At 63.8% G+C, this 12,572-nt stretch carries 17 protein-coding genes and 1 pseudogene; 7 read left to right on the top strand and 11 right to left on the bottom strand.

Going from position 1 to position 12,572, the window contains the following annotated elements; translation table 11 throughout:
• Positions 1-12: 12 nt before the first annotated feature.
• From HZF05_RS15795 to HZF05_RS15775, 6 genes are all read right to left on the bottom strand, one after another.
• Entirely contained in the window at positions 13-2,301 is a 2,289-nt protein-coding gene (locus HZF05_RS15795; RefSeq protein WP_160362772.1) for an FdhF/YdeP family oxidoreductase, read from the bottom strand.
• Positions 2,298-2,591, bottom strand: a complete 294-nt coding sequence (locus HZF05_RS15790) for a plasmid stabilization protein (RefSeq protein ID WP_160362771.1) — start codon at positions 2,589-2,591, stop codon at positions 2,298-2,300. The genes HZF05_RS15795 and HZF05_RS15790 overlap by 4 nt, the downstream gene beginning before the upstream one ends.
• A gap of 16 nt (positions 2,592-2,607) precedes the next feature.
• A complete protein-coding gene (locus tag HZF05_RS15785; RefSeq protein WP_160362770.1) occupies positions 2,608-3,501 on the bottom strand; it encodes an SDR family oxidoreductase in 894 nt (297 codons plus the stop codon).
• A 29-nt stretch (positions 3,502-3,530) separates the two neighbouring features.
• Positions 3,531-4,127 (bottom strand): flavodoxin family protein, encoded by a 597-nt coding sequence (locus tag HZF05_RS15780; RefSeq protein WP_160362769.1) that lies wholly within the window; start codon positions 4,125-4,127, stop codon positions 3,531-3,533.
• Positions 4,128-4,178: 51 nt separating this feature from the next.
• On the bottom strand, positions 4,179-4,301 hold the full coding sequence (locus HZF05_RS22180; protein WP_281367528.1) for a hypothetical protein: 123 nt from the start codon (positions 4,299-4,301) through the stop codon (positions 4,179-4,181).
• A 306-nt stretch (positions 4,302-4,607) separates the two neighbouring features.
• Positions 4,608-5,171, bottom strand: a complete 564-nt coding sequence (locus HZF05_RS15775; RefSeq protein WP_160362768.1) for a ferritin-like domain-containing protein — start codon at positions 5,169-5,171, stop codon at positions 4,608-4,610.
• A 285-nt stretch (positions 5,172-5,456) separates the two neighbouring features.
• Between HZF05_RS15775 and HZF05_RS15770 the strand changes: the two genes are divergently transcribed.
• From HZF05_RS15770 to HZF05_RS15745, 6 genes are all read left to right on the top strand, one after another.
• Positions 5,457-5,876 (top strand): low affinity iron permease family protein, encoded by a 420-nt coding sequence (locus tag HZF05_RS15770; protein ID WP_160362767.1) that lies wholly within the window; start codon positions 5,457-5,459, stop codon positions 5,874-5,876.
• Positions 5,877-5,964: 88 nt separating this feature from the next.
• Positions 5,965-6,165, top strand: coding sequence for a hypothetical protein (locus tag HZF05_RS15765; protein WP_160362766.1), 201 nt, complete (start codon positions 5,965-5,967; stop codon positions 6,163-6,165).
• Between the two features lie 83 nt (positions 6,166-6,248).
• Positions 6,249-6,659: a DUF2231 domain-containing protein gene (locus tag HZF05_RS15760; RefSeq protein ID WP_160362765.1), complete on the top strand. Its 411-nt coding sequence runs from the start codon at positions 6,249-6,251 to the stop codon at positions 6,657-6,659.
• Positions 6,656-7,981, top strand: a complete 1,326-nt coding sequence (locus HZF05_RS15755; RefSeq protein ID WP_160362764.1) for a PQQ-dependent sugar dehydrogenase — start codon at positions 6,656-6,658, stop codon at positions 7,979-7,981. The genes HZF05_RS15760 and HZF05_RS15755 overlap by 4 nt, the downstream gene beginning before the upstream one ends.
• Positions 7,982-8,043: 62 nt before the next feature.
• Positions 8,044-9,072, top strand: coding sequence for an aldo/keto reductase (locus HZF05_RS15750; RefSeq protein WP_160362763.1), 1,029 nt, complete (start codon positions 8,044-8,046; stop codon positions 9,070-9,072).
• Between the two features lie 82 nt (positions 9,073-9,154).
• Positions 9,155-9,769 (top strand): DedA family protein, encoded by a 615-nt coding sequence (locus tag HZF05_RS15745; protein ID WP_160362762.1) that lies wholly within the window; start codon positions 9,155-9,157, stop codon positions 9,767-9,769.
• Positions 9,770-9,803: 34 nt separating this feature from the next.
• On the opposite strand, the gene HZF05_RS15740 is transcribed toward HZF05_RS15745, so the two are convergent.
• From HZF05_RS15740 to HZF05_RS15730, 3 genes are read right to left on the bottom strand one after another with little or no spacing between them, the layout of a single operon-like run.
• The gene (locus tag HZF05_RS15740; protein ID WP_160362761.1) at positions 9,804-10,013 is read right to left on the bottom strand and encodes a helix-hairpin-helix domain-containing protein; all 210 of its coding nucleotides are present in this window, start codon (positions 10,011-10,013) and stop codon (positions 9,804-9,806) included.
• Between the two features lie 2 nt (positions 10,014-10,015).
• A complete protein-coding gene (locus HZF05_RS15735; RefSeq protein ID WP_160362760.1) occupies positions 10,016-10,645 on the bottom strand; it encodes a glutathione S-transferase family protein in 630 nt (209 codons plus the stop codon).
• A 52-nt stretch (positions 10,646-10,697) separates the two neighbouring features.
• Positions 10,698-11,264, bottom strand: a complete 567-nt coding sequence (locus HZF05_RS15730; protein ID WP_160362759.1) for a flavin reductase family protein — start codon at positions 11,262-11,264, stop codon at positions 10,698-10,700.
• A gap of 109 nt (positions 11,265-11,373) precedes the next feature.
• Here HZF05_RS15730 and HZF05_RS15725 point away from each other — a divergent pair, with 109 nt between their 5' ends.
• Positions 11,374-12,078: a dihydrofolate reductase family protein gene (locus HZF05_RS15725; protein WP_160362758.1), complete on the top strand. Its 705-nt coding sequence runs from the start codon at positions 11,374-11,376 to the stop codon at positions 12,076-12,078.
• 242 nt (positions 12,079-12,320) lie between these two features.
• Here HZF05_RS15725 and HZF05_RS22175 read toward each other — a convergent pair whose 3' ends face one another.
• Both HZF05_RS22175 and HZF05_RS21960 read right to left on the bottom strand, forming a co-directional pair.
• A complete protein-coding gene (locus tag HZF05_RS22175; RefSeq protein WP_281367527.1) occupies positions 12,321-12,443 on the bottom strand; it encodes a hypothetical protein in 123 nt (40 codons plus the stop codon).
• Between the two features lie 45 nt (positions 12,444-12,488).
• A pseudogene (locus HZF05_RS21960) lies at positions 12,489-12,572 on the bottom strand (polyphosphate kinase 2); the annotation flags it as partial.

Genomic DNA, 12,572 nt, shown 5'->3' with positions numbered 1-12,572 from the left:
TCCCCGTTTCGATCAGGGACGGATTCTCACAGGTACCGATTTGGCGGCAGGGACGTGGCTTTTCTCGGCATGGTGCTCGACCGGGATCAGTACGTTGGCTTCCGGATAGTAAGCGCCGAGGCAACCGCGCGGGATGTCGTAGGGAGTGACGATCATGCCGTCGCGCCGGCGTTGGACACCATCGCCGGCATCGCTCTCGAGGGCCACAATCTGTCCTTCCGCGAGGCCCGCGGCCGCTATGTCGGTCTCGTGCATGAGCAGCACGTCGCGCGTGCCTTTGATCCCTCGAAAGCGATCGTGATAGCCGTAGATAGTGGTATTGAACTGGTCGTTGGATCGCAGCGTGATCAGCCGATATCGACCGTCCGCGTCCTTGAAGCCCGTGGCCGATATTTCGCCCGGCGTCAGGAATTCAGCTCTCTTGCTCGGAGTCTCCCAGATACGTTCCGAGGCCTTGTTCCCTTTCCAGACCCCGCCGGGCGTGAACAGGCGCTTGTTATAATCCTTGAAGATCGCCGGGTAGGTATCCTCGATCGCATCGCGGATCGTCGAATAATCTGCAACCCAGCCGTCCCAATCGACCTTGGGGTTGTCGTCGAGGATGCGTTTGGCGATCCCGGCCACGATCGCCGGCTCCGAAAGCAGATAGGGGCTGGCGGGCTTCGCCTTGCCGCGGGAGCCGTGGATGCAACTGGTCGAATCCTCGGTCGAGACCGCCTGGGGTCCGCTCGCCTGCACATCCTGCTCGATGCGGCCGAGACAGGGCAGAAGATACGTCACCCGGCCTGCGAAAAGATGGTTGCGATTGAGCTTGGTCGCGATCTGCACAGACACGTCGAGGCGCGGCCAGGCTTCCTCCATGGCCCCGGTCTCGGGCACGGCGCGCAGGAAATTGCCTCCGAGGCCGACAACCGCCCTCACTGATCCGTCGATCACGCCTCTACAGGTCTCGACGGTGTCGAGGCCTTTCTCGCGTGGCGCCTTGAAGCCGTATTGCGCTTCCAGCTTCTCGACGGGCACCAGCTCGGTCTTTTCGGTGATGCCGACGGTGCGCTGCCCCTGCACGTTGGAGTGGCCGCGAACCGGCGTCGGTCCGGCACCGGGCTTGCCCACATTGCCGCGAAGCAGGAGCAGATTGACGATCATACGGACGGATTCGACGCCCTTGACGTGCTGGGTGATGCCCATGCCGTAGATCGCCATCACCGCCTTGGCCTTGGCATAGATGCGCGCAGATGCTTCCAGCTCCTCGCGGGCGAGGCCGGTTTCGCGCTCGATGTCCGCCCACTCCGTCTTGCGGATGGCGGCCGCGAACTCGTCGAAACCCTTGGTATGCTGGGCAATGAAGTCGTGATCGAGCACGGGCAGATCATCATCTGCCTTCGCCAGATCGTCCCAGTCGATCAGGAACTTGCAGATGCCGATGATTGCCGCGATGTCGCTGCCGGCCCGCAATTGGTGATATTGGGTCGATATCGCGGTCTCCTTGAGCGTCGCCATCTCGACCGGATTCTGGGGATCGGTGAAGCGCTCGAGCCCCCTCTCCTTCAGCGGGTTGAAGGTGACGATCTCGACGCCGCGCTTCCGGCAATCGCGCAGGTCGTGCAGCATGCGCGGCGCATTCGATCCGACATTCTGGCCGAAGAAGAAAATCGCGTCGGTTTCCTTGAAGTCCTTGAGCTGGGTCGTCCCGACCGGCACGCCGAGCGCCGCTTTCAGGCCGACCGAGGTCGACTCGTGGCACATGTTGGAGCTATCCGGCAGGTTCTGGTTGCCGAACATCCGAGCCATCAGCCCATACATGTAGGAGGCTTCGAGGCTGGTCCGGCCCGACGAGTAGAAGACGACGGACTTCGGATCGAGCCGCTTCAGCTCGCGCCCGATCTCGTCGAACGCCTCGTCCCATGAGACGGCGACATATTTGTCGGTGCCCGGATCGTAGCGCATCGGATGGGTCAGGCGCCCGTGCTGTTCGAGATCGTAATCCTTCCAGCCGCGCAATTCGGCGAGCGTGTGCTCGGCGAAGAATTCCGGCGTGGTTCTCAACCGCGTCAGCTCCCAGGCCGTCGCCTTGGCGCCTTCCTCGCAGAATTCGGCCGGGTGGTGATCGGCGGGCTTGGGCCAGGCGCAGCTGACGCACATGAAGCCGTCCGGCTTGTTCTGCCGGGCGAGTTCGCGATAGGCCTCCGGGCCCAGATGCTCGCGCGGCAGGATGTCGGCGAGCGAGCGGACGGAGCCCCATCCGCCCGCCGGGCCCTTGAAGGGCTTCACCTCCGGTTCGTCGGAGCGCTGTTTCGTCATGCGTTGCCGTTCCGGCGCCGGGTTTCCCAGCCCTTGCGGGCGGCCGCTGAGCGCCGCTCCGGCGAGCCAGACTTGTGCGCTTTGCCTCCTCGCGACGAGGCACTGTGGTTCTCGGCCTCACCGCGACCGGACCCGGATTTATTGCCGCCACCGGATTCCTTGTTCACCGTCGCCCAGGCGCGTGCCTCGGCTTCCTTCTTGGGAGTACCGCGCTTCTCGTAGCCTTCCTCGATATGCTCGGCCTTGCGCTTCTGCTTGTCGGTGTAGCTGCTCTTGTCGCCACGGGGCATCGTCGCTCTCCTCTGCTCAGGCCACGCCCGCCCCGCCGGTCACACCGTAAACTTCGCCGCTGATGTAGCTCCCCTCCTGACTCGCCAGCAGGACGTAAACGGGTGCGAGTTCGACGGGTTGCCCAGGACGGCCAAAGGCACTCCCTTCCCCGAACTTACGGACCTTCTCCTGCGGCTGGCCACCACTTGGCTGGAGCACGGTCCAGACCGGTCCGGGCGCCACGACGTTGGCGCGAATGCCCTTCTCGATCATCTGCTTCGCCAGCGCCTGCGTGTAGGCGACGATCCCGGCCTTGGTCGTCGCATAATCGAGCAGGATGGCGGACGGATCATAGGCCTGCACGGAGGCCGTCGTGACGATCGACGCGCCCGCCTCCAGATGCGGCACGGCGGCCTGGACGATCCAGTGCATCGCATAGAGATTGGTCTTGAGCGTGCGATCGAAATCTTCCGACGAAAGCTTCTCGACGCTCTCTCGATATTGCTGACGCCCGGCGTTGATCACGAGGATGTCGAGACCGCCGAGATCCGACACCGCCTTCCCGACCATGTCACGGCACCAGATCTCCTCGGTGATGTCGCCGGGAAGCGCGATCGCCTTGCGGCCGTCCGCCTCGATCAGCTTCACGACCTCCTGCGCGTCCTGCTCCTCGTCGGCGAGATAGGAGATGGCGACATCGGCGCCCTCGCGCGCGAAAGCGATGGCGGCGGCCCGACCGATGCCGCTGTCGCCGCCGGTGACCAGCGCCTTGCGACCGACGAGCTTGCCCGAGCCTTTGTAGCTCGTCTCGCCATGATCAGGTTTTGGGTCCATCGCGCGCGCAAGGCCCGGCGCGTCTTGGGGCTGCTCGGGAAACGGCGGGCGCGGATATTGCGAGCGTGGATCCTGTTTGGTCAGGCGGTTGGACATGAATGTTCTCCACGGCGATGGTCGGGCGCTCAGCCCGGATAATTGCTGTCCTTGAGGAGGCTGGCGAGATGCACCGCGTTGGACGCGACCATCTTAGCGGTCTTGGCGACCATCTTCGGCGTTTCGTCGAGATCCTTGAAGTCGGTCGATCCCATCGCCTCGCCGACCCAGTAGCAGGCGGCGACGGCCGGGATCGTCCAGCCGACGTCGTTGAGCGCCTGGAATATCTGGGCGGAGGCGAAGTGGGCGCCGTCCTCGTTGCCGACGATCGCGGTGACGGCGACCTTGCCATAGCTTGGCATGCGGCCCTGATCGTCGGTTTCCTCGAGGAAGGCGTCCATGCGCTCCATCACGCGTTTGGCGACGCTGCCCGCCGATCCCATCCAGATCGGCGTACCGAGGATCAGGATGTCGGCCGCCACAATCTTCTCCCGGATATGCGGCCAATCGTCACCGTCGCCCTCGTCGGAGGTGACACCGGGCCTGATGTTGAAGGCGGCAGCGCGAACCGTCTCGGCGACCGTCGCGCCCTTCGCCTCGAGCTCCTTGGCGAGGACGGCGATCATCGCGTCGGTGGAACTTTCGCCGCTCGCCTTGAGCGTGCAGTTGACGGATTGGACGAGCATGGCCTTGTCTCCGCTGGGTTCTCTGGGATTGGGCTCGATGCCCCTCGGCCCTCAGGCCGCCGGGCATGGATAAAAGGTCCTGTCGCTGGTGCCGTGGGTGAGAACGACCGACGCGTCGAAACCGGCATCTTTGACAAGCAGGTTCGCTTTTTCGCGCACACGGGCGAAGAGCATGGCTCCTCTCCTCGGAATCGAGATTTCTGCACAGACGGGGCCGGTTTGCTGTTCCTGAAAAATCGAGCTTTTTCCGCTACTTTACTTAGATCAATGTGCGGCTGCGCCCGTTCGAACGGTCTTTGCGGCAAGATGTTGGGGTCGCCCAATCCGGCTCCGAATATGGAACATCGGCACGGGGATGGCCGGTTGTGGTTGCTCGCCCCGGAGATGGGCACGCCCCAATCGGAAACTGGCGCGGATCGACGCTGTTCTGCGTAGCGGCGCCAATCGCGACACGCATCCGGCGTTCCTTGTCCGGAATGATCATCCCTTGAGGAACGGCTTGCCCTCGTGGGCGACGAGCAGATCGTGCATGTCGGACGCGTGATCCTCCTCCTCGGCGAGGATGTGTTCCAGCATGATCCGCGTCGTCGGATCGTCATCCCCGAAATAGCGGATCAGTTCCTGATAATGCTCGATGACGATGCGCTCGGCGATCAGGTTCTGCTTGATCATCTCGACGAGATTGCCGCCATCGCCATATTCGGTGGCGGAGCGCGATGCGAGGCCCTCCGGATTGAAATTGGGCACGCCACCAAGCTGGTCGATCCGCTCGGCCGCCATCTGCATGTGCTTCTGCTCGGAGACGGCATGTTCCTCGAATTCGGCCGAGACGCTTTCCGACGTGATGCCGTCGGCCGAGATGGCATGCATCCGATACCGCAGCACGCAGACGAGTTCCGTTGCGACCACCGACTGCAGGAGCTCGATCGTCTTCTCGGGGTCGCCCTTGTAGGTGGGCATCACCGCACCGTCGTCGAGCGACTTTCGGGCGCGCTCGCGCAGGGTGGTAACGTCGGTCAGGAAGGAATCGGCTCCGTCGGCCATGGCTCGCTCCGATACTGAAAGGAATGGAGCCTAGAAGTCCCCGTCCGGGGGGTTGTTCCTGTAGAGAGTCGTTCGCAACGGATGTTCGACAGATCGCGAATGGCGACCGGCAGGGCGGCGTGCCAGTCAACATCGATGATATTGCAGATCAGACGGCGATGGAGATCGGGCGCACCGTCACTCCACCACATCGGACCGCGTTCACCGAGCGTGCACGGAGAGGATTGCTGCCGAAAGCGGCCTCCAAGCGTTCCAGTCCGACATTTCTCCAGTCGGGACGCTGACATGGACCAGACCTTCACCCGTATCGCCGGCCGCATCGCCTACTGGGCCGGGCAGCCCATAACCTTCGTTCTCGCTGCGTCTCTGATCGTGGTCTGGGCCATCTGCGGGCCACTCTTTCACTATTCGGATACCTGGCAGCTGGTGGTGAACACCAGCACGACGATCATCACCTTCCTGATGGTCTTCCTGATCCAGAACAGCCAGAACCGCGACGGCGCGGCGATGCAGGCGAAGCTCGACGAACTGCTGCGCGCGGTCGAGAAGGCACGAGAGCAATTCATCGGGATCGAGCATCTGACCGACGGGCAGATCGAAAAGATCCGAAAGGTTCTGGAAGACGAGTGCGAGGGTCAGCCGAACGATGGCGGCCGAAGCACCGCGCCGCATACGAGCATGAAGAACCTGCTCAGCCGGCTCTGAACGGCCGCTCCGAAGCAAAACCGCTCGTTCCAAACTGCCGGGACGATCCTTTGACCTCGGGCGTTCTACGAAACGGAAGGAGCAAGCGATGACAATGGACCAAGCTCGCGATCGTGGACCGGAGGGATCGGGTTCCGATGATGGCAGGACACTCGCCGGCGATGGGGAGGAGGCCGACGCTGGCGGTCCCGAAACGCTCATGGAAACGCTCAGCGATCCGGACCCGGAAGCGGACCCTGCCGAAAGCATCGAGGAAAAGGGCGAGCCTTTCGACGGCAATCACGCTTGAGCGGCCTGTGGACCAGCACAGCCGGGGAACTCTCTGCCCTGTCGGAACGTCTCGCAATCGGGCGGCAGGGTGGAGACAAGAGCATGCAAGCCCTCGAGCCACGCCGACCGTTTTTCGCCAGTCTGATGAGCTTTCCGGCGTCCTGCTTCGTCCTGACGCTGCTGACCGACATCGTCTATGCGAAATCCTACAACATGGCGTGGGAGACTGCGTCCGTCTGGCTTCTCACGGTCGGATTGCTCGTCGCGTTCGTGATCGTCCTGATCGGACTCTTCCAGGCATTCGTGCAGGGCCTGTGGCCGAGCATGATCTCGCGGATCGGTCATGCGATCGTGTTGATCCTCTCGATCTTCAACGCCTTCATTCATAGCCGCGACGGCTACACCTCGGTCGTTCCGACCGGCCTTACCCTCTCCGTGGTTGTCGTCATCCTGCTGCTGGGAATGGGATTCCTCGCGCACTTCGCCACGCCGCGTCGGGAGGCGATCGCATGAGCCCCGCCAAGTTCTCCTCGAGACGTAGCGGCGCGCTCCTCGCCATCACCATGTTGCTGACGGCTTCCGGGTGCCACAAGCAGGTTGCCCCGCCCGATGCCGAGATCGGACCGAACCCGACGCTTCCCGAACCGAACGAATATCTCCTGCCGCCGATGAAGACGGCGACCTCCAAACCCTGGGCAAAGGGCGAGATGCCGGCCGCCGGACCGGGGCTCAAGGTCGAGCCGTTCGCGACCGGCCTCATTCATCCCCGATCGGTGTTCGTCCTGCCCAACGGCGACGTGCTCGTCGCGCAGTCGGATGGGCCGAAGCCTCCCGTCAATCGCCCGAAGGACGTGGTCATGGGCCTGATCCAGGCGCATGCTAAGAGCTTCGGCCCCAAGGCCCCGAACAATATCCTGCTGTTGCGCGACACCAACGGCGACGGGATAGCAGACCAGCGCTTCACCTTCCTCGAGGGACGGCATTCACCATTCGGCATGGCGCTTGTCGGCAACGATCTCTTCATCGCCGACACCGACGCACTGATCCGCTATCACTACATGCCCGGCCAGACGAAGATGACGGATCCCGGCACCAAGGTCACCGATCTGCCTGGTGGACCGATCGATCACCACTGGACGAAGAGTCTGACGGCGAGCGCCGATGGCACCAAGCTTTATGTGGGCGTCGGCTCCAACAGCAACATCACGGAAAACGGGATGGTCGCCGAGGAAGGGCGCGCCGCGATCTGGGAGGTCGACCGCGTCACGGGCGCGCACCGTCTCTACGCGACCGGCACGCGCAATCCCGCCGGCCTCGCGGTCGAGCCGAGCAGCCATGACCTATGGGCGGTCGTCAACGAGCGCGATGAGCTCGGCCCCAACCTCGTTCCCGACTATCTCACCTCGATCCGGGACGGCGGCTTCTACGGTTGGCCTTACAGCTATTGGGGCCGGCATATCGATCCGCGGGTGATGCCGCAGCGGCCCGATCTCGTCGCGAAAGCGATCGTGCCCGATTACGGCCTGAGCTCTCACGTCGCGCCGCTCGGCGTTACCTTCTCCACCGGCAACGCCATTCCCGCCCAGTATCGCGGCGGCGCCTTCGTCGGAGAACATGGCAGCTGGGACCGGGACCCCTTCAACGGCTACAAGGTGATCTACGTACCCTTCGCTGGCGGCCGGCCTTCCGGAAAACCGGTCGACGTACTGACCGGCTTCCTGGCCGACGGGAAGACCGCGCACGGGCGACCTGTCGGCCTCGCAACCGATAATCAGGGTGCCGTCCTCGTCGCCGACGATCTCGGGAATGCGGTCTGGCGGATCAGCGGGCGCTGAACCAACACATACTCTGGGGCCAAGCAGCATCCTCACCGTAGCGATCGAAGGAGAGTCGTCTCATGAGTCACGGCAGCCGCGCCAAGGCGCTTTTCAAGCCCGAATTCCGCTTCGGCATGGGCGGCGTGCCGCTAGGCAACGAGTTCAACAAGATCCTCGACTGGGACGCCGAGGAAGCCCTCGCGGCCGCATGGGATCTGGGCGTGCGCTATTTCGACGTCGCACCATGGTACGGCTTCGGACTGTCCGAGCGTCGCTTCGGGCATTTTCTTCACAACCAGCGGCGTGACGACTTCCTGATCTCGTCCAAGGTGGGCAAGCTCTTCAAGGCAACGCGCAACAATGCCCACGAAGATTATTTTCCGCTGTCGGATTCTCCCAACGACATCGTGTTCGATTATACCGCCGACGGTGTCAGGCGCTCGATCGAGGACAGTCTGCAGCGCATGGGGCTCGACAGCCTCGACGTCGCCTTCGTTCATGATATCTCCCCCGACTTCGCATACTTTCCCAACGGTTGGGAGGAGCAGTTGGCCATCGCCGAGAAAGGCGCCTTCCCTGCCCTTTCCAGGATGCGCGACGAGGGTATCATCAAGGCGTGGGGGATAGGCGTGAACTGCCCCGAGCCGATCCTCCGGGTGATCGACGTCGCCGATCCCGACGTGTGCCTCTGCGCCCGCCAATACTCACTGGTGGACCACAAGGATGCGGTCGACCAGGTCTTTCCCGCAGTGCGCGAGAAAGGCGTCGCGCTCGTCATCGGGTCGGCGCTCAACGCCGGCTTCGTGTCCGGCAGCCCTCGCTACAATTATGGGCCGAAAAACCACGAAATCCCGACAGGAGCGCTCGCCAAGCGCGAGGCGCTGCGCGCCGTCGCGGCAAGCCACGGCGTCGACCTGCGCACCGCCGCACTTCAGTTCTCGGCCGCGCCCGATGTGGCCGTGGCGCTTGTCGTTGGCGCCAGCAGCGCCGAGCAGATTTCGCAGGATTACAACTCGATGCAGGCGAAGATCCCGACGGCTTTCTGGGACGAGCTCAAGGCCAAGGGGTTGATCGAGCAGGCGGCCGCCATCCCCGACGGCGGAGACTGACGCCCCAGAAGCCGACCGGACCTGCGACGTCCAGCCGAAAGGCGGCTGGCGTCGCCGGGCCGCTCGGCGCACAAGGGGTACGATGCCGCTCCAAGCCCTTATCGCCCGCTTCGGCTTGGGCGCGGTTTTCCTCGGCGCTGGTCTCGAGGGCGAGACGGCGGTGATCGCGGGAGGCATTCTCGCGCATCAGCATATCCTCTCTTTGCCGGGCGTCGCCATCGCGGGCGCCTTGGGGTCTTTCTCCGCAGACCGGGCCTTCTTTCTTTTCGGCCGCCATTTCCGGGACCATCCGCGCGTCGAGAAGATGCTCGACAAACCGGCCGCCGAACGTGCCCTCGATACGCTTGAAAAGCACCCGATCGCCTTCGTCCTCGGGTTCCGTTTCCTCTACGGATTGCGCACCATCAGCCCGGTCGCGGTAGGCACCTCCGACGTGCCCCAGGCCCGCTTTTCCGCGCTCAACGCGGTCGCCGCCATTCTCTGGTCGTTGCTGTTCACGGCGGTCGGTTACGGCCTCGGAGGACCGTTGGGGCGCTATTTTCACCGCCCGAAATCGATCGTGCCGTTCCTCGTCGCTGGTCTTCTCATCCTCGGCATCGGTCTTTTCGTCCTCCGCAAATTCTGGGGCGTGATCCGCGCCAAGCGACGACGACAAGCAGGGATCGAAAAGGGCGTTCCGCCAAAGACGGTCAAATGAGCTGACTAGGAGTTTAGATCCGACGTCTTGGCGCTCACTCCGCTCCAATGTCTCCAACCGTCAGGGCAGCGCGCTGGTCGGCCGACAGCACGCCGGCTAGGCCCGGCACCTCATCGAGCTGCCGGGTGTCGGTGAAACGGCCGCGCTCCTCGCGGTAGCGGACGATCTCGTGACCGTGACCGCGCAGCCCTTCCACGGCGTCGAGCTCTTCGGCGGTCGCCAGATTGATGTCCACCGACGCCATGGTCAGGCCCGATCCGGCGGCGCCATCGGGCCGCCCTTCTCGATCGCCTTTCTCAGCCCCGGCGTCTCCTCGAGTCTATCGAGATACTCGGCGACGGCAGGATACGCATCTAGCTGCCCGGTTCGTCCCAGCGCAGCTAGCAAGTAACTCATCTGGATATCCGCCAGCGTGAGCCGATCGCCCATGAGATACGTCCGATCTGTCACGCGATCGGAGATGTAGCCCAGCGTCTTCGAGAGTTCTGGAGACGTGAAGGCCTTCAATCCCTCCGGCAGGCCGCCCGTCATACCTCCAAGCAGCGTCAGCATCACCGGCAGGGCCGCCGAGCTCTCGACGAAATCGAGCCATTCGTCATGGACGGCCCGATCCGGCGTACCGGGCGCCGGCACCAACCGGCCGTCACCGTACTTCTGCTCGAGATAGCGCAGGATCGTTCCGGATTCGGCTAGAATGAGCCCATCGTCAACGATCACGGGCGCCTTGCCCAAGGGGTGCACCGCGGAAAGCGAGGGAGGTGCACGGAAGTTCTGGTCGCGCTTGTGCTCGACCAGTTCATATTCGATGCCGAGCTCTTCGAGCAGCCACAGGGCGCGGGTCGAACGCGAGAAGTTGAGATGGTGCAGAGTGATCATGGAGCTCCCTTCGGATCGTGACGACCCAACGCGCGGAACCCGAGGATGGACGCTACCGCCCGTTGCCGAGCAACGCGGGCTGGAAGTCCCCTCGCCGGCTGACCACCTTCCCGGCGACGACGAACACGCCGTCGCCCGTATAGTGCAGCGTCTTGGGATGCTTCGGCCGCGACGCGACGTGCGCCTTCACGATCTCGAACAGGAAGAGGTTGTAGTCGTCGACCATGCGAGCGTCGGCAAGCCGGCACTCGAAGTTCGCATGGCAAGCGGTCAGTAGCGGCGCGGCGACCTTCTCCGCGTCCCCGATCGCAAGGTCGAGCTCGGTGAATTTGTCGTGCTCGCGTCCCGAACGGTTCCCGATCGCGACAACCGTGTCGATCAGCTCAAGCGTCGGCACATTGAGGACGCACTCGCCGCTGCCACGGATCAGATCGAAGCTGTGGTTGCCGCCCGAGATCACGCAGGCGACCAGCGACGGGTTGAATTCCACGATCGTGTGCCAACCGAGCGTCATGACGTTCCGCTCGCCCTCGTGGCACGAGGTGACGAGCAGAACCGGACCTGGCTCGAGATAAGCGCGCGCGCCGTGGACGGGGAGATCGACCTTCCTGTGGACCATGCCCCGAAAAACGCGTCACGTCCGGCATCGGTCCTGCATTCCGCTCGCTCACGACTACTGAAACCATCGCGCATGCCGCCGGTTGGACAGTTTCCATCCGGAGATCAACATGCCCGACCGCCCCCGCATCATATGCCTCATGTCGTCCTCTATCGACGGAGGCCTGCATGCCAGCCGATGCACGGCGAGCCCGGACGGGTCGGTCAAGGACTGGAGCGGCCTTTACGAGAAGCTGCATGGGGAACTTGGCGGAGACGCTTGGCTCGTCGGACGGACAACGATGGCCGAGATGTCGAAGGGCGAGCCTCACGCGCCAGCGGAAGCCGGCGAGGTGGAGCGCCCCCATCACTTCGCGCAGCGGAACGCCAACCAATATGCGATCGCGGTCGACACTCGAGGCCAGCTGCATTTTCGAGGCTCGGAGATCGGCGGTGACCATGCGGTCGTGCTGCTCGGCGGCGGTGTCAGCGACGAGCACCTCGCGGAACTCACGGGAGACGGCGTCTCCTACATCGTCTCAGAGAACGACAGGGTGGACCTCCGGACGTCCCTCGAGATTCTGCGCTCGGAACTCGGGATCGAGACGCTTCTGCTGGAGGGCGGCGCAGCGATCAACGGCAGCTTCCTGGCCGAGGGGCTCGTCGACGAGCTCCACGTCGTTGTCTCTCCGACGCTCGACGCGCGTCAGGACATGGAGGCCATCGTCTCGCACGGAGAGGACGGCCTGAAGGGCCGCGTCCAGCTGTCTCTGCTTGACTGCCGCCGGCTCGACCGTGGCGCCGTCCATCTCAAATACGCGGTGACTTCTGCCTAGTCCTGAAACGCACGGCCCTCAGGTCCCCGGGAGACAAGCCCGACCCGAAGCTTGCGCTGCTCCGGTTCGACATCGACAGCGCGGAATTGCGGGAGGCCAACGTCTCGTTCGCCTACAAGGTCAAGACGCGGTTCGGGAGGACCATCAGACCCGACGAGTCCGGGAGCCGCGTCAGCTTCGAGACGACAGCGGATTGTCGGACATGAGCGCGACCTAGGGCGCTGCTCAGCAAAAGACGTCGATCACTTCGCCAGGCGGCCGTCCTCGATCGCGGACTTCTCGAAGGTGAAAAGGATGTCGGGATCGGGGCCGTCGATCTTCGAAGCGATCTCCGCCGGCGCGATCTCCTTCACCAGATGCCGCATCACGGCGAGCCGCGCCAGCTTCTTGTGATCGGCGCGAACGCAGACTCAGGGTGCCAGCGGCGTGTGGGTGCGCTCGAGCATCGTGTCGCGCGCCTTCGAATAGGCCTTCCACCTGACCTGCGCGACTTG

This window comes from Sphingomonas chungangi (genome assembly GCF_013778325.1).
In the GTDB taxonomy this organism is placed as follows: domain Bacteria; phylum Pseudomonadota; class Alphaproteobacteria; order Sphingomonadales; family Sphingomonadaceae; genus Solisphingomonas; species Solisphingomonas chungangi.
Note: the sequence above shows the minus strand (reverse complement) of the source record. Positions and strands in the feature narration are given on the sequence as shown.